Source organism: Limnobacter sp. G6BE5S, assembly GCF_058448965.1.
Map to the genome: position 1 here is coordinate 13667 of NZ_JBZFLM010000004.1, position 14884 is coordinate 28550.

At 51.7% G+C, this 14884-nt stretch carries 15 protein-coding genes; 10 read left to right on the forward strand and 5 right to left on the reverse strand.

The window, feature by feature from the left end:
• Nucleotides 1-158: 158 nt before the first annotated feature.
• Genes ACVL1J_RS07980 through ACVL1J_RS07995 form a run of 4 tightly spaced genes read left to right on the forward strand, consistent with a single transcriptional unit; the run spans nucleotide 159 to nucleotide 5853 of the window.
• A complete protein-coding gene (locus ACVL1J_RS07980; protein WP_341237004.1) occupies nucleotides 159-2123 on the forward strand; it encodes a PrkA family serine protein kinase in 1965 nt (654 codons plus the stop codon).
• 28 nt (nucleotides 2124-2151) lie between these two features.
• On the forward strand, nucleotides 2152-3408 hold the full coding sequence (locus ACVL1J_RS07985; RefSeq protein WP_341237003.1) for a YeaH/YhbH family protein: 1257 nt from the start codon (nucleotides 2152-2154) through the stop codon (nucleotides 3406-3408).
• Between the two features lie 11 nt (nucleotides 3409-3419).
• Nucleotides 3420-4886 carry a SpoVR family protein gene (locus tag ACVL1J_RS07990; RefSeq protein ID WP_159571210.1) on the forward strand — a complete coding sequence of 489 codons (1467 nt, stop codon included), beginning with the start codon at nucleotides 3420-3422 and terminating at the stop codon, nucleotides 4884-4886.
• Nucleotides 4876-5853 (forward strand): aminotransferase class I/II-fold pyridoxal phosphate-dependent enzyme, encoded by a 978-nt coding sequence (locus tag ACVL1J_RS07995; protein WP_341237002.1) that lies wholly within the window; start codon nucleotides 4876-4878, stop codon nucleotides 5851-5853. The genes ACVL1J_RS07990 and ACVL1J_RS07995 overlap by 11 nt, the downstream gene beginning before the upstream one ends.
• Here ACVL1J_RS07995 and ACVL1J_RS08000 read toward each other — a convergent pair.
• From ACVL1J_RS08000 to ACVL1J_RS08020, 5 genes are all read right to left on the reverse strand, one after another.
• Nucleotides 5850-6317, reverse strand: a complete 468-nt coding sequence (locus ACVL1J_RS08000; RefSeq protein WP_341237001.1) for an RDD family protein — start codon at nucleotides 6315-6317, stop codon at nucleotides 5850-5852. The two genes, ACVL1J_RS07995 and ACVL1J_RS08000, sit on opposite strands and share 4 nt — an antisense overlap.
• 45 nt (nucleotides 6318-6362) lie before the next feature.
• Complete coding sequence (locus ACVL1J_RS08005; RefSeq protein WP_159571201.1) at nucleotides 6363-6779, reverse strand: DUF3106 domain-containing protein; 417 nt, start codon at nucleotides 6777-6779, stop codon at nucleotides 6363-6365.
• Between the two features lie 26 nt (nucleotides 6780-6805).
• Nucleotides 6806-7378 carry a DUF3619 family protein gene (locus ACVL1J_RS08010; protein ID WP_474562302.1) on the reverse strand — a complete coding sequence of 191 codons (573 nt, stop codon included), beginning with the start codon at nucleotides 7376-7378 and terminating at the stop codon, nucleotides 6806-6808.
• The gene (locus tag ACVL1J_RS08015) at nucleotides 7291-7851 is read right to left on the reverse strand and encodes an RNA polymerase sigma factor (RefSeq protein WP_341236999.1); all 561 of its coding nucleotides are present in this window, start codon (nucleotides 7849-7851) and stop codon (nucleotides 7291-7293) included. The genes ACVL1J_RS08010 and ACVL1J_RS08015 overlap by 88 nt, the downstream gene beginning before the upstream one ends.
• 219 nt (nucleotides 7852-8070) lie before the next feature.
• Nucleotides 8071-8202, reverse strand: a complete 132-nt coding sequence (locus tag ACVL1J_RS08020) for a hypothetical protein (protein WP_256366122.1) — start codon at nucleotides 8200-8202, stop codon at nucleotides 8071-8073.
• A gap of 40 nt (nucleotides 8203-8242) precedes the next feature.
• On the opposite strand from ACVL1J_RS08020, the gene ACVL1J_RS08025 reads away from it, so the two are divergent.
• The 6 genes from ACVL1J_RS08025 (at nucleotide 8243) to ACVL1J_RS08050 (ending at nucleotide 14810) form a co-directional block, all read left to right on the forward strand.
• Nucleotides 8243-9955, forward strand: coding sequence for an acetolactate synthase 3 catalytic subunit (locus ACVL1J_RS08025; protein WP_341236998.1), 1713 nt, complete (start codon nucleotides 8243-8245; stop codon nucleotides 9953-9955).
• A gap of 16 nt (nucleotides 9956-9971) precedes the next feature.
• On the forward strand, nucleotides 9972-10463 hold the full coding sequence (gene ilvN, locus ACVL1J_RS08030; RefSeq protein ID WP_159571189.1) for an acetolactate synthase small subunit: 492 nt from the start codon (nucleotides 9972-9974) through the stop codon (nucleotides 10461-10463).
• Between the two features lie 38 nt (nucleotides 10464-10501).
• Entirely contained in the window at nucleotides 10502-11518 is a 1017-nt protein-coding gene (gene ilvC, locus ACVL1J_RS08035; RefSeq protein WP_491665270.1) for a ketol-acid reductoisomerase, read from the forward strand.
• A gap of 176 nt (nucleotides 11519-11694) precedes the next feature.
• Entirely contained in the window at nucleotides 11695-12339 is a 645-nt protein-coding gene (locus ACVL1J_RS08040; RefSeq protein ID WP_159571184.1) for a phosphatidylserine decarboxylase, read from the forward strand.
• A 2-nt stretch (nucleotides 12340-12341) separates the two neighbouring features.
• Nucleotides 12342-13160 carry a CDP-diacylglycerol--serine O-phosphatidyltransferase gene (gene pssA, locus ACVL1J_RS08045; RefSeq protein WP_159571182.1) on the forward strand — a complete coding sequence of 273 codons (819 nt, stop codon included), beginning with the start codon at nucleotides 12342-12344 and terminating at the stop codon, nucleotides 13158-13160.
• Nucleotides 13161-13268: 108 nt separating this feature from the next.
• Nucleotides 13269-14810 carry a 2-isopropylmalate synthase gene (locus tag ACVL1J_RS08050; RefSeq protein ID WP_159571180.1) on the forward strand — a complete coding sequence of 514 codons (1542 nt, stop codon included), beginning with the start codon at nucleotides 13269-13271 and terminating at the stop codon, nucleotides 14808-14810.
• Nucleotides 14811-14884 lie beyond the last annotated feature (74 nt).

Below are 14884 nucleotides of genomic sequence, written 5' to 3' on the forward strand. Positions count from 1 at the left end.
CCTGAAAGTGTTGCAAGCACCAAAACAGCACAAAAATGTAAATAAATAAGCTGGCTTGTTTTTTGCAACTTTTTCGGAAGATGAGATTGATTGCTTTGGGCGCGAAATAGGTTCACGGCCGAAGTAAAAGGCAAAGAAGCGTTGTGCAGGAGGACATCATGAACACAGAGCTTGAACCGCGTGATTTGAATTCCAGCGAATCTGACATTTTTGGTCAGTTTCAGTCCCGTTTTGCAGCTTTGCAGCAAACCGAGATGAGCCTCGAAGAATACCTCGACCTGTGCAAAGCCGACCCGCTCACCTACGCCAGCGCTGCCGAACGCATGTTGCACGCCATCGGCGAACCCGAAGTGATCAACACCCGCCACGATCCACGTCTGTCCCGAGTTTTTGCAAACCGTGTGGTGCGCCGTTATCCCTCGTTCAAAGAGTTTTACGGCATGGAAGAAGTGATTGAAAACATCGTCGCTTATTTCCGCCATGCCGCACAGGGGCTCGAAGAACGCAAGCAGGTGCTTTATCTGCTTGGCCCTGTCGGCAGTGCCAAATCCTCTCTGGCTGAGCGTCTGAAAGCGCTGATGGAGCAGCAGCCCATTTACGCGCTCAAGGGCTCACCCATTAATGAGTCGCCACTGGGCTTGTTTGATCCAGTTCAGTTTGGCGCTTCACTGGAAGACAAATACGGCATTCCACGTCGTTACCTAACCGGTATTGCCAGCCCCTGGGCCACCAAACGCCTTGACGAATTCGGAGGCGACCTGCGCAAGTTCCGGGTGGTCCGCCTGATGCCTTCGACTTTGAACCAGATCGCGATCAGCAAGACCGAGCCCGGTGATGAAAACAACCAGGACATTTCTGCCTTGGTGGGCAAGGTCGACATTCGCATGTTGAACCAGTTCAGCCAAGACGATCCCGATGCTTACAGCTTCAGTGGTGGTTTGTGTTTGGCCAACCAGGGTTTGCTTGAATTTGTGGAAATGTTCAAGGCACCCATCAAGATGCTGCACCCCTTGCTCACCGCCACGCAGGAACGCAACTTCAAAGGCACGGAAGGCTTTGGCTCCATTCCCTTTGACGGCATTATTTTGGCTCACAGCAACGAATCTGAATGGCAGCAATTCCGTAACAACAAAACCAACGAAGCGTTTCTTGATCGTGTCTACATCGTGAAGGTGCCGTATTGCCTGCGTGTATCCGAAGAAGTGAAGATTTACGAGAAATTGCTGGAACATTCTTCCCTGAACAAGGCAGCCTGCGCACCGGGAACCCTGAACATGATGGCGCAGTTCAGTGTGTTGACTCGCCTGAAAGAGCCTGCCAACAGCAACCTGTTCAGCAAGATGCGCGTGTACGACGGTGAGAACCTGAAAGACGTCGATCCGCATGCCAAACCAATTCAGGAATACCGTGATCAGTCCGGGCCCGACGAGGGCATGAATGGATCATCCACGCGTTGGGCTTACAAAGTGTTGTCCAAGGTGTTCAACTTTGACCACCATGAAGTGGCTGCCAACCCAGTACACCTGTTGTATGTGCTGGAGCAGCAAGTCATTAAAGACAACCTGCCCGAGGAACAAACCCGCAAGTACCTTGATTTCATCAAGAGCTACTTGACACCCAAGTACGCAGAATTCGTGGCCAAGGAAATTCAAACAGCCTATCTGGAGAGTTACAGCGAGTACGGGCAAAACCTGTTCGAGCGTTATATTCAGTTTGCTGACAAGTGGATTCAGAACGAAGAATTCCGCGACCCGGCCACGGGACAAATTTTTGATCGTGACTCATTGAACGAAGAGCTGAACCGCATTGAAAAACCTGCGGGTATTGCCAATCCCAAAGACTTCCGCAATGAGGTGGTCAACTTTGTGTTGCGTGCACAGGCCAGCAATTCCGGCACCATGCCCGCATGGACGAGTTACGAAAAGTTGCGCGAAGTGATCGAGCGAAGCATGTTCTCGAAAACTGAAGACTTGCTGCCCGTGATTTCTTTCGATCACAAAGGATCCAAAGAAAGTCAGGAAAAGCATGAAAACTTCGTGGACCGTATGGTGGCCAAAGGTTATACCGAGAAACAGGTTCGCCTGTTGGTAGAGTGGCATTTGCGCGTGAAAAAGGCGTCTTGATCACGCAAAAAGCATAAAGGAGTTTGCCATGGGCGATTCAACCATTATTGATCGCAGGCTCAACGGCAAAAACAGAAGCTTGCCCAATCGCGAGCGCTTTATTCGGCGTTATAAAACACAGCTGAAAAAGGCGGTCGCTGACGTGGCTGGTGAGTCATCCATCTCCGATGTCAGCGGAGACGGACGTGTGAAAGTGCGGATTCCCACTCGGGAAGTGTCCGAGCCCACTTTCATTTTCGGTCAGGGTGGCGATGTGGAGCATGTGGTGCCAGGCAATCGCGACTTTGTGCCAGGCGATCGAATTCCAAGGCCCAGTGGCGGTGGTGAAGGGCAGGGTGGCGGAAAACCTGGCAAGGGCGAGGGCGAAGATGGTTTCACCTTCGTGTTGTCTCGTGAAGAGTTCTTGAATCTTTACTTCGATGACCTGGAGTTGCCTGAACTGTTGAAGCGTGAAATTTCCTCGGTAAAGCGTATGAAAAGCCGCAACGCTGGTTATTCACGCACGGGCGCACCCACCTCGCTTTCTGTGTTGCGCACCATGAAGGCCTCACTCATGCGCCGAGTCGCGCTTGAGCCTCGCGACGAAGAGGATGAAGAGGAAGACGAAGAAAAGGGACAGCTCGATTTGCTGGAGGATCCCAAGAAAAAACCTTATGTGCCCTTTCTCGACGAAGTCGACTTGCGTTATCGCAATCGCGTAACGTATCCCGAGCCGTCAACCAATGCCGTCATTTTCTGTCTCATGGACGTGTCTGCCTCCATGGATGAGGCCAAGAAAGATTTGGCCAAACGCTTTTATACCTTGTTGTATCTGTTCCTTACTCGCAAATATGAAGAGGTGAAGCTGGTTTTCATTCGCCACACCGATGAAGCCGAAGAGGTCAGCGAAGAAGACTTTTTCTACGGCAAAAAAAGTGGTGGCACCGAAATCATGCCTGCCATGGAATTAATGCATCACATCATCGAAACCCGCTATCCCGGCAGCGCATGGAATGTGTACGTGGCGCAAGCCTCTGACGGTGACGCCACCTCGCGCGACGCGCGGGCCAGCGCGGAGTATCTCTCTTCCAAAATCATGCCGCATGTGCGTTACTACGCATACGTGGAAACCATGCCTACACCCATGTTCGGCATGGCCCGTGCGTCCGATTTGTGGGAAAGTTTTGAACGTCTGGAAGACAGCTTTGCCGGGCACTTTGCCATGCGCAAGTTGTTCAACCGCCGCGACATTTACCCTGTGTTTCGTGGCTTGTTTGAGAAGAAAGAAGTCGCCTTTGGGCGCTAGGAGTAGCAACAATGGCCCAACAACTTGACTTGGCCGGCAATGAGTGGACATTTGATCTGCTGCGCGACATTGACACGCAGCTGCACGACATTGCTGCCAACCAATACAAGCTCGACACCTTTCCCAATCAGATCGAAGTGATCAGCGCCGAGCAAATGCTGGATGCCTATTCCAGTGGCGCCATGCCGGTGATGTATCCACACTGGAGCTATGGTAAATCTTTCTCGGTGAATGAGCATCTCTATGAAACAGGTCAGCAAAACCTGGCCTACGAGGTGGTGATTAACTCCAACCCCTGCATTTCCTACCTCATGGAAGAGAACACCATGACCATGCAGACCTTGGTCATTGCGCATGCCTGTTATGGGCACAATTCTTTCTTCAAGGGGAACTACCTGTTCAGGCAGTGGACCCAGGCCGACGCCATTATCGATTACCTGGTGTTTGCCAAAAAGTATGTGATGGAATGCGAAGAAAAGTACGGCATCGATGCGGTAGAGGAAGTACTGGATGCAGCACATGCCATCCAGCATTTCGGCGTAGATCGTTACAAGCGTCGATTTGAGTCAGAGGCCTCGCTGAAAGTAAAACGTGATGACCTTGCTGAAGAAAAGCGTCGGCAGTATGACGAAATCATGGCCAAAGTATCGCCTGTCGAAGCCGCTCAAATTGAACGCCGACAAGACAACTACCCAAGAGAGCCCGTTGAGAATATTTTGTACTTTATCGAGAAGGAAGCCCCCAAACTTCGCGATTGGGAACGTGAACTGGTGCGCATTGTCCGCAAGATGTCCCAGTACTTTTACCCACAGGGGCAGACCAAAGTCATGAACGAAGGGTGGGCCAGCTTCTGGCATTACACCCTGCTGAATACCCTTTACGACGAGAAGTTGGTGTCCGATGGATTCATGCTGGAGTTCCTGACCTCGCACACCAATGTGGTATTTCAACCCGATTCCCGCGATGGGCGTTTTCGTGCCTTGAACCCCTATGCATTGGGTTTCGCCATGTTTAGCGACATTCGCCGCATGTGCGAAAAACCCACCGAAGAGGACAAGCGCTGGTTTCCTGAATTGGCCGGCAGCGGCAACTGGTTAAAGGCGGTTGACTTTGCCATGCGCAATTTCAAGGATGAGTCGTTCATTCGTCAGTTTTTATCACCCAAGGTGATTCGTGATTTCCGTTTGTTTACCATCGCAGATCACAAAACTGAAAGTGACTTGTTTATCGACTGTATTCACAACGATGAAGGCTACAAACGAATCCGCACCCTGTTGGCCAACCAGTATTCACGCGAAAGCATGGTGCCCGACATCCAGGTGACTTCCTATGCACGCATGACAGATCGGTCATTAACGCTGACCCACATGAGCCGCCGAGGAAGACCACTGAACATTGATGAGGCCGAGAAAACACTGGCCCAAGTGGAGCGTTTGTGGGGATTTCCTGTGCTTCTGGAAACCTCGGATGCGCATTGAAACCCAAGTCAAGCATCAGGCAAAGCTTGATCTCTCTGGCTCTGTTGCGCCGTTTGAGCTTGAGCTGCCAGACATGCCTGCTTCTGTATGGGCCAGTCCCGACCTGTTGCGGTCGCGGTTTCATCTTGAAGCGGCACGTTTTTTTGAGTGCGAGTCAGTTCTGGCGGTTACAGGCATAGACAGCGGCATCTCCGCGCTTGCACGCTTGTTTCAAACTTGGTACGGGTCGATGCGGGTGGTCTTGGCCGAGCCCAGTTTCGATCAGTGGGACAAACGCTTTCGCAGAGCAAATCATGTTGTGCTCGATTGGCCCGTGGAACTGGTGCTCGAAGGCGAAATTCCAGAGTGCGATGTGGTGGTGTTGGGGCGCCCGGTTAACCCAAGCTGCCAAATGATCACGATTGCCCAAATCAAGCCACTTGCACGAAAGCTTCGGGAACAGGGCGGTTGGCTTATCCTGGACGAAGCCTATCTGGACTGGACCGGAGAAGAGTCCTATGCCTCCTTTATCGAAGCCGAACCCGCCATTGTGCTTCGCTCCGTGGCACCTTTTTCTGGTTTGGCAGGTGCAAACCTGGCATTTGTGTGTGGCCCCAAGGCCGTGTGTACAGCGCTGCTCAACGAGGTCGGTACTCAAGCGGTGTCATCGCCGCAATGGTGGCTGGCGCTGCAATATTTTGCTGCCGAAGGCTGGAGAGCAGCGCAGTTGATTCGACTCGATGCAGTGTGCAAAAGGCTGGAGTCGCTTTGGCGAGTTCGATTGGACGAGCAGGTTCAAATTCGCAAAGGTGGCTACTACATCAGTTTTACCCACCCGAAAAATGAACAGTGGGCGACCGACCTGGAACACATGGGAATTCTGGTGCGAACCTACCCCACAGAGGACTGTATTTTGCGTTGTGGCGTACCGCGGTCGGAGGACGATTGGCATCGCCTCGAGAACGCGGTCAATTCGCTTGGTGACTAGTTGTGGCGCATTACTTCTTCAATGCCGCGTTCCCGTGGCTTGGTTGAAACCAACAGTGTTTTTGCCAAGCGGTCTTGGGGAAATTGCCCGTTTTTGTCGAAAAACGAATAAATGAATGCAATGCCTGTCAGGTTGAAAAACCAGCAAAGCACGTAGCGCAGCATGGCTTGCGCCAGCCCAACTCGTTCGCCGTTTTCTTTGACCAAACGAATGTGCCATGTTTTCATAGCCAGGGTTTGGCCGCCATGGCGCCAAAACCACACAAAATACAAGCCCAGCACTGCGAAAAACCACCACTGGCGAGCATCCCGCAGGTACAGCGCATGCCGGCTTTGGGTGAGGGTGTCGAAAAAGTAGCCTGCAATGAACAAAACGCCGAACAACAGCATGCTTTCATACAGCATGCTGGCAAGTCGGCGTTTTCGGCTGGGGCTGATCAGCCCGTTGTTGAGTAGTCGTTCCATTTCGTCATTTTATCGCTGACGCGCATTGGAAATGGAGCGGGGGTTTTAATTCAGCGAGGGTTTGTTGCTTTTTCCCTTGAATTCATCGCGCTGTTTTTTGTCCAGGCTTTGATAGCTGTTCCAGCTTGAGTTTCGCTCACCTTGGCGTTTTTCCTTCAAGGCCTTGTAGTTTTCACGAGCAGCCGCTTTTTCTCTGGGGCTCAGTTCGCTCCAGCTGCTTACCCGTTCACGCATAATGGCCTGGCGCTCGGCTGGTTCACTTTCGTATTTTCGACCTACTTTCAGCCAGCGTTCTTGCTGTGCGTTGGTCATTGAGTTCCAGTCGTTCTGCAGGGGAGAGAGCAATTCCTGTTGTTTGGCCGACAATTTCGACCAGTCGGTCGCAGCCAAAGCCTGACCACTTTGCAGACTCAGCACCAAAAGCAAGCCCAAAGTCATCAATCCGGAATAGAGTCTAATCATGATCGTACCCCTCAATCCTTAAAATGCTAGATCGACGTAGTGAAGTCGGCGGGTAGTGAATCCATCCATTGTTCAATTCCGTCTTCAGCCGGAATTGCATTTTTTTTCTGCAATTCAGTGGCGTAATTGATGAATCCAGGATCCAGGTAGGCGTCTGGCGGAAGGTCATCGGACAAAATAGCGGCGTCCAGATCGGCTGTTTCCGAAATACGAGCATCTGAGTTTTCCAGGCCAAACTGCGCCACACCGAACGCGGCACCCGCAATAAATAGTGCGCTGACCGCCATGGACAGGGCTGGGCGATTAAACCACTCGGAAAACTGTTGAAATAAACCACCGATTGGGCCGGCACCGGTCTGTTTGGATTTGACTGCACTGCCGTGTTTTTCGGCGTGCAGTTGCACCGATTGGGCGATTGCAAGATTCAAGCGTTCTTGGATATGGGGCGGAACTTGACATGCCGACTCATCAAGTAGCCTTTTTACTACATTTGCGGTTAGCCGATCTTCATTCATTCCCGAAACCCCTGTTGCCTCAATACCAGTGCCAATGCCTTTGTCGCTCTGGAGCAATGTGTTTTCACACTGCCTTCCGAGCATCCCATGATCTCTGCAGTTTCTGCCAAGTCCATCTCTTCCCAATAACGCAAGATGAATGCCTGGCGTTGACGCTCCGGCAAATTTGCGATGGCTTCTTCGATGGCGGCCATATTTTGTGACTGTTCAATTTCGTCCTGGGCGCTCGCGTTCTGAGATTCATCCTGTGCGAGAAGGTTCTCAAGCACGTCGTAATCTTCTTCATCTTTCTTCTGAAAGCTTGAAAACAGGGTCGTCCAGGTATTTCTGACCTTCTGGCGTCGGTGGTAGTCCAAGACCGTGTTCTGCAAAATGCGGGTAAACAGCATTGGCAGTTCTTCTTTGGGCTTGTCGCCATACTTGTCGGAAAGCTTCATCATGCTTTCCTGCACCAGGTCCATCGCGCTTTCTTGGTTTTTAACGGCAAAAAACGCCTGGCGATAAGCCCGGTGCGACACCTCTTTCAAAAAGTCCTCTAATTCTCGCGTGCTTGCCATAAATGTGTGTGTCGAGGTGGTGTCAGAGGGGTTTGGGGGTCGAGGCGAGAATGATTCGCAATATTTAACAATACGGCATGATATCAAAGCCGCAGGCTTTTTTCTTGACCCACGGCGGGCTTCGCACTAAGATCTCGTTCTACCCTGTTTTTGTCTCTAGTTAATCAACATACCCTTGTTGTTTTAGCGAAAGACGCGCTAGGGCGCTGAACTTGTAGTTCAGAAGCCCATGGCCAACCTGCCCGACATAATCGGGTTGTGATCGCCAGCGCTTTGCGACATGTCCATACCCACAAGGTTGTTCATTTTCAAAAAGCCTGTGCCCCACGGCAATGCGATCCAGGAAGGCATCCGACCAATGTCCCGTGGATTTTGTCAGGATTTTTTTAAAATGGAATATACCGGCGCGGAAATCGTTGTCAAATGTCTGGAAGAAGAGGGCGTCAAGCACGTTTTCGGTTACCCAGGCGGAGCAGTACTCTACATCTACGATGCCATCTTCAAGCAAGACGGCTTCGAACATATTCTGGTACGTCACGAACAAGCTGCAGTTCATGCAGCCGATGCCTATTCGCGCTCAAGCGACAAGGTGGGTGTTTGTCTCGTTACTTCAGGCCCCGGCCTCACCAATGCTGTAACCGGCATTGCCACTGCCTACATGGATTCAATTCCCATGGTGATTTTGTCTGGTCAGGTGCCCACGCACGCGATCGGTCAGGATGCATTCCAGGAATGTGACACCGTGGGTATTACACGCCCTTGCGTTAAGCACAACTTCCTTGTGAAAGATGTGAAAGACCTCGCGCGTGTCATGAAAGAAGCGTTTTACATCGCCCGTACAGGTCGCCCAGGCCCAGTACTGGTGGATATCCCCAAAGACATCACCATTCACAAAACCGCTTTTGATTACTCTGAGCCCGTGAAAATGCGCTCGTACAACCCCGTGGTCAAGGGCCACCAGGGTCAAATCAAAAAAGCCGTGCAAATGATTCTGGAAGCCGAGCGCCCCATGATCTATTCCGGCGGTGGCGTTATTTTGGGCGATGCATCTGCTGAACTGACACGTTTGGTTGAATGGGTCGGTGCACCTTGTACCAACACCCTGATGGGTTTGGGCGCATTCAAGGCCAGCGACAAGAAGTTCATGGGCATGCCAGGCATGCACGGCACTTATGAAGCCAACCTTGCCATGCAAAACTGCGACGTGTTGATCGCCGTGGGTGCCCGTTTCGACGATCGAGTCATTGGTAACCCAAAAGATTTCGCGTCCATCCCCCGCAAAATCATTCACATCGATATCGATCCGTCCTCAATCTCCAAGCGCGTCAAGGTGGATGTGCCTATCGTGGGCAACATCAAAGACGTGCTGGTTGACCTGATCCAATTGCTTGAAGAAAGTGGCAAGCGCGTTGATCAAGGCAAGCTGCAGGGCTGGTGGGAACAGGTTGAGAAATGGCGTGGCCGCAAGTGTTTGGACTACGCAAAGTCCGACGAGTTGATCAAGCCACAGTTCGTGGTTGAAAAGCTGTGGGAAGTCACCAATGGTGATGCCTTTGTGACATCCGACGTGGGTCAGCACCAAATGTGGGCTGCTCAGTACTATCGCTTCGACAAGCCGCGCCGCTGGATCAACTCGGGTGGTTTGGGCACCATGGGCGTGGGCTTGCCTTACGCCATGGGTGTTCAAATGGCCAACCCCGATGCGCAAGTGGCCTGTATTACGGGTGAAGCGTCTATTCAGATGAACATTCAGGAATTGTCCACCTGCTTCCAATACCATTTCACACCGAAAATCGTGAACTTGAACAACCGGTATCTGGGCATGGTTCGCCAGTGGCAACAGCTTGATTATGGCTCACGCTACTCGGAAAGCTACATGGATGCGCTGCCTGACTTCGTCAAGTTGGTGGAGGCGTATGGCCACATCGGTATGCAGATCACCAAGCCATCCGATGTCGAGCCCGCCCTGCGTGAGGCGTTTGGCAAGTACAAAGACCGTTTGGTGTTCATGGACTTCATCACCGACCGCACCGAGAACGTGTGGCCCATGGTGAAGGCTGGCAAGGGCTTGTCCGAAATGCTGCTGGGTTCGGAAGAACTTTAACAAGGAGATGGCAAATATGAGACACATTATTTCCGTTCTCCTCGAGAACGAACCAGGTGCGTTGTCCCGCGTGGTGGGGTTATTTTCTGCCCGCGGATACAACATTGAAACCCTGACCGTTGCCCCCACAGAAGACGAAACCATGTCACGCATGACCATTGTCACTGTCGGTTCCGATGACATCATCGAGCAGATCACCAAACACCTTAACCGCTTGATTGAAGTGGTTAAAGTGGTTGATCTAAGTGATGGTGCGCATATTGAACGTGAGCTGATGCTGGTAAAATTGCGTGCAGTTGGCAAAGAGCGTGAAGAATTGAAGCGCACTGCGGATATTTTCCGTGGCCGCATCATTGATGTCACCGAGAAAAGCTACACGATTGAGTTGACTGGCAACAAATCCAAGCTGGATGCATTCTTGGACTCGATCGATCGCACCGCCATTCTGGAAACAGTCCGTACGGGCAGTTCCGGCATTGGCCGCGGCGAACGAATTCTGCGCGTCTGAAAGATGAATTTAAATACCTGAATCAAAAGGAAAATGACATGAAAGTTTATTACGACAAAGACGCGGATCTTTCCCTGATCCAGAAGAAGAAAGTATCCATCATTGGTTACGGTTCACAAGGTCACGCCCACGCACAAAACCTGCGCGATTCTGGCGTAGAAGTAGTTGTTGGTTTGCGTAAAGGCGGTGCATCCTGGTCCAAAGCTGAAGGTGCTGGCTTGAAAGTGAAAGAAGTGGCCGACGCGGTAAAAGAAGCCGACGTGGTCATGATTTTGCTGCCCGATGAAAACATTCCCGACGTGTACAACAAGGAAGTTGCTCCAAACATCAAGCCTGGTGCAGCTTTGGCTTTCGCCCACGGCTTCAACGTGCATTACAACCAGGTTGTACCCCGCGCCGACATCGACGTCATCATGATCGCCCCCAAAGGTCCAGGCCACACCGTGCGCTCTGAATACCTGAAAGGTGGTGGCGTGCCTTCACTGATCGCGATTTATCAAGACACCACCGGCAATGCTCACGATATCGCTTTGGCCTATGCCGCAGCAAACGGCGGTACAAAAGGTGGCGTAATCGAGACCAACTTCCGTGAAGAAACCGAAACAGACTTGTTCGGTGAGCAAGCTGTGTTGTGTGGCGGTGCAGTTGAACTGGTGAAGGCTGGTTTCGAAACTTTGGTTGAAGCAGGTTACGCACCTGAAATGGCTTATTTCGAATGCCTGCATGAACTGAAGCTAATTGTTGACCTGATGTACGAAGGCGGCATTGCCAACATGAACTACTCCATTTCCAACAATGCGGAATATGGTGAGTATGTAACTGGCAACCGCGTGATTGCAGACCAGGCCCGTGCTGCCATGAAAGAATGTTTGAACAACATTCAGAACGGTGAATACGCCAAGCGTTTCATTCTGGAAGGCAAAACCAACTACCCGGAAATGACGGCGCGTCGCCGCTTGAATGCACAGCACCCCATCGAAATCGTGGGTGCGCAGCTGCGCGGCATGATGCCCTGGATCAGCAAAAACAAGTTGGTTGATCAGTCCAAGAACTAATCTGCCGCTTGACTGCTTTACGGAAAACCCACAGTCTGAAAGTGCTGTGGGTTTTTTGTTTTCTGGCCAAATGGGGGTTCACTTCGGATTCTTATTGAGCAATTCGCACAAAACTTACCGCACTTGGTCATTTTGGCTTATAAAATCTGCACTATAACCATTCACAACAAAGAGCTATGAACTACCCACATCCCATCATTGCCCGCGAGGGCTGGCCTTTTCTTGCAATCGTTGCTGTTTTGGCGCTTGCCCTTCAGTCTTTTGGCCTCACGTTTCTATCGGTCGTGGCGTGGATTCTGTTCATCTTTGTCCTGCAGTTTTTCCGTGATCCTCCCCGTTACATTCCCGCACAGAAAAATGCGGTTGTGTCGCCAGCAGATGGTCGCATCGTTGCTGTTGAGCGCGTAGAAGATCCTTACGCCCAGCGTGAAGCCTTGAAAATTTCCGTGTTCATGAATGTATTCAATGTGCACTCCAACCGAATTCCAATTGGTGGTGAAATCAAGTCAGTGGATTATTTCCCCGGTTTGTTTGTGAATGCAGACCTGGACAAGGCGAGTACCCAAAATGAGCGCAACGCAATTGTGATTCACACTGAAAGTGGCGCTACCGTAACTGCTGTTCAGGTTGCCGGCTTGATCGCGCGTCGAATTCTTTGTTACGTCAAACCCACAGAGGCTGTTGAGAAAGGACAGCGTTACGGATTTATTCGTTTCGGTTCCCGTGTCGATGTTTATTTGCCAACTGATTCAGTGCCCAAAGTGGCAATTGGCGACAAGGTTTCAGCTTCGTCAACCGTGTTGGCCGAGTTGGTGTCCTGATTATGCGATTCAAGCGGAATAAAAACCGTTTTGGAGCACCGCGCGCGTTTTCAAACGCGGCTTCGCGCCCGGCAGGCAAGCCCCACAAGGGCGTTTATTTGTTGCCCAACCTGTTTACCACGGCGGCTCTGTTTAGCGGTTTTTATGGCATTGTCATGGCCATGGGTCAACAATTCACCGCTGCAGCGGTTGCCATTTTCGCTGCCTTGGTACTTGACAGCCTGGATGGTCGAGTTGCCCGAATGACCAACACCCAAAGTGCATTTGGTGCCGAATACGACAGCTTGGCAGACATGGTGTCGTTTGGTGCAGCCCCAGCACTGATTATTTATGAGTGGTCGCTCAGCGGCATGGGCAAACTGGGTTGGGTTGCCGCTTTTGTTTATCTGGCAGGTGCCGCTTTGCGCCTGGCCCGTTTCAACACCAATGCGGCAGTCGTCGACAAAGCCTGGTTCCAAGGTTTGCCCAGCCCTGCCGCAGCGGCACTGGTCACCGGTTTTGTGTGGGTGATGGACGACGCCAAAATGGCAGGTGCCGAGTTGGATTGGTTGGCCTGGGGTATCACCTTCTACGCAGGTATTACCATGGTGTCCAACGTGCCTTTCTTCAGCGGCAAAGACTTCCATTTCCGCCGCAGTGTGCCTTTCTTGGTGCTGGCCTTGATTCCCCTCGTGTTTGCGCTCGTGTCCCAAGACCCGCCCAAGGTGTTGTTCGGCGTATTTGTGTTGTACGGTCTTTCTGGCTATGTCGTTTACCTGGTCCGGAAGGTGAAGGGGCAGGGCCTTAAGGGCATGGATATCGAAAGAGACGAACACTTTTAATTCGTGTCATTCAGGCCGGATACGCTGTATTCGGCCCTTCACGGGTTCCCCGCAATACCGCTTCACGCCTGCATTGTTGTATCCTTAGAACATAATCAGGAGAACAGCATGTCAGACCGCCTCATCATATTCGACACTACTTTGCGCGACGGCGAACAAAGCCCTGGCGCCTCGATGACCCGTGAAGAAAAAATCCGTATTGCCAAGCAACTTGAGAAGTTGAAAGTTGACGTGATCGAGGCCGGTTTTGCCGCCTCCAGCAACGGCGATTTCGAGGCGATCAAGTCCATTGCCTCGGTCATCAAAGAATCCACAGTGTGTTCTTTGGCCCGCGCCAATGACAAAGACATCATGCGTGCTGGCGACGCATTGGCTCCAGCTGAGCGCCGCCGCATTCACACCTTTATTGCCACTTCGCCTTTGCACATGGAAGTGAAGTTGCGCATGACGCCTGATCAGGTTTTGGAGCAGGCCGTCAAGGCTGTAAAGCTGGCCCTGCAGTACACCGATGATGTTGAGTTTTCGGCTGAAGATGGCTACCGCTCTGAATTGCCATTTCTGGCCAAAGTCTGCGAGGCCGTGATCAAGGCGGGTGCAAAAACCATCAATATTCCCGACACGGTTGGTTATGCAGTGCCTTCCTTGTATGGCGAATTCATGCGCGATCTTCGCACCATGACCCCAAATAGCGACAAAGCCGTCTGGTCTGTTCATTGCCACAACGACTTGGGCATGGCAGTGGCCAATTCTTTGGCCGGCGTGGCCATTGGTGGTGCGCGCCAGGTGGAGTGCACAATCAATGGTTTGGGTGAGCGGGCGGGCAATTGCTCCCTAGAGGAAATTGTCATGGCAGTTAAAACCCGCCGAGACTTCTTCAATATGGATGTGGGCATCGACACCACGCAAATCGTCTCGGCCAGCCGATTGGTCAGCAATATCACCGGCTTTGTGGTTCAGCCCAACAAAGCGATTGTGGGAGCCAATGCATTTGCGCATGCTTCCGGCATTCATCAGGATGGCGTACTGAAAGCCCGCCAAACCTATGAAATCATGACTGCTGAGGATGTCGGCTGGTCTGCCAACAAAATTGTGCTGGGCAAGCTGTCTGGTCGCAATGCCTTCAAGCAGCGTCTTGAGGCGCTGGGTATTGAAATGGAAAGCGAACAGGCTTTGAACGATACTTTCCAGCGATTCAAGGATTTGGCCGATCGCAAAGCCGAAATTTTTGATGAAGACATTCATGCCTTGGTGTCGGGTGATGGCGCTGGTGGCGAATCTGAACATTATCGCTATGTGTCTTTGGTCCAGCACTCCGAAACCGGAGAACGCCCCAAGGCAAGGGTGGTGTTCTCAATTGAAGGTCGGGAGGTCATTTCTGAAAGCCAGGGCAACGGACCAGTGGACGCCACAGTGAAGGCCATCGAGGCTGAAGTGCAAAGCGGTGCTGAACTCTTGCTCTTCTCTGTCAATGGCATTACTTCCGGTACCACTGAATCTCAGGGCGAAGTCACCATGCGCTTGCAAAAGGGTGGTCGAATAGTCAATGGTGTGGGGGCAGATCCCGATATTGTGGTCGCATCGGCCAAAGCCTATTTGTCAGCTTTGAACAAATTGCAGTCAAAACACGAAAAGTTGAATCCACAGGTTTGATTTTTACCGGTTTTCCCCTACAATAGCGGGTTCAGGTGACCACCTTTTAAAACGGGTGGTCTTTTTACACGGAA

Coding starts and splice junctions, on each gene's coding strand:
- ACVL1J_RS07980 (WP_341237004.1), top strand. CDS start 159: ATGAACACAGAGCTTGAACCGCGTGATTTGAATTCCAGCGAATCTGAC.
- ACVL1J_RS07985 (WP_341237003.1), top strand. CDS start 2,152: ATGGGCGATTCAACCATTATTGATCGCAGGCTCAACGGCAAAAACAGA.
- ACVL1J_RS07990 (WP_159571210.1), top strand. CDS start 3,420: ATGGCCCAACAACTTGACTTGGCCGGCAATGAGTGGACATTTGATCTG.
- ACVL1J_RS07995 (WP_341237002.1), top strand. CDS start 4,876: ATGCGCATTGAAACCCAAGTCAAGCATCAGGCAAAGCTTGATCTCTCT.
- ACVL1J_RS08000 (WP_341237001.1), bottom strand. CDS start 6,317: ATGGAACGACTACTCAACAACGGGCTGATCAGCCCCAGCCGAAAACGC.
- ACVL1J_RS08005 (WP_159571201.1), bottom strand. CDS start 6,779: ATGATTAGACTCTATTCCGGATTGATGACTTTGGGCTTGCTTTTGGTG.
- ACVL1J_RS08010 (WP_474562302.1), bottom strand. CDS start 7,378: ATGCTCGGAAGGCAGTGTGAAAACACATTGCTCCAGAGCGACAAAGGC.
- ACVL1J_RS08015 (WP_341236999.1), bottom strand. CDS start 7,851: ATGGCAAGCACGCGAGAATTAGAGGACTTTTTGAAAGAGGTGTCGCAC.
- ACVL1J_RS08020 (WP_256366122.1), bottom strand. CDS start 8,202: ATGCCTTCCTGGATCGCATTGCCGTGGGGCACAGGCTTTTTGAAAATG.
- ACVL1J_RS08025 (WP_341236998.1), top strand. CDS start 8,243: ATGGAATATACCGGCGCGGAAATCGTTGTCAAATGTCTGGAAGAAGAG.
- ilvN (WP_159571189.1), top strand. CDS start 9,972: ATGAGACACATTATTTCCGTTCTCCTCGAGAACGAACCAGGTGCGTTG.
- ilvC (WP_491665270.1), top strand. CDS start 10,502: ATGAAAGTTTATTACGACAAAGACGCGGATCTTTCCCTGATCCAGAAG.
- ACVL1J_RS08040 (WP_159571184.1), top strand. CDS start 11,695: ATGAACTACCCACATCCCATCATTGCCCGCGAGGGCTGGCCTTTTCTT.
- pssA (WP_159571182.1), top strand. CDS start 12,342: ATGCGATTCAAGCGGAATAAAAACCGTTTTGGAGCACCGCGCGCGTTT.
- ACVL1J_RS08050 (WP_159571180.1), top strand. CDS start 13,269: ATGTCAGACCGCCTCATCATATTCGACACTACTTTGCGCGACGGCGAA.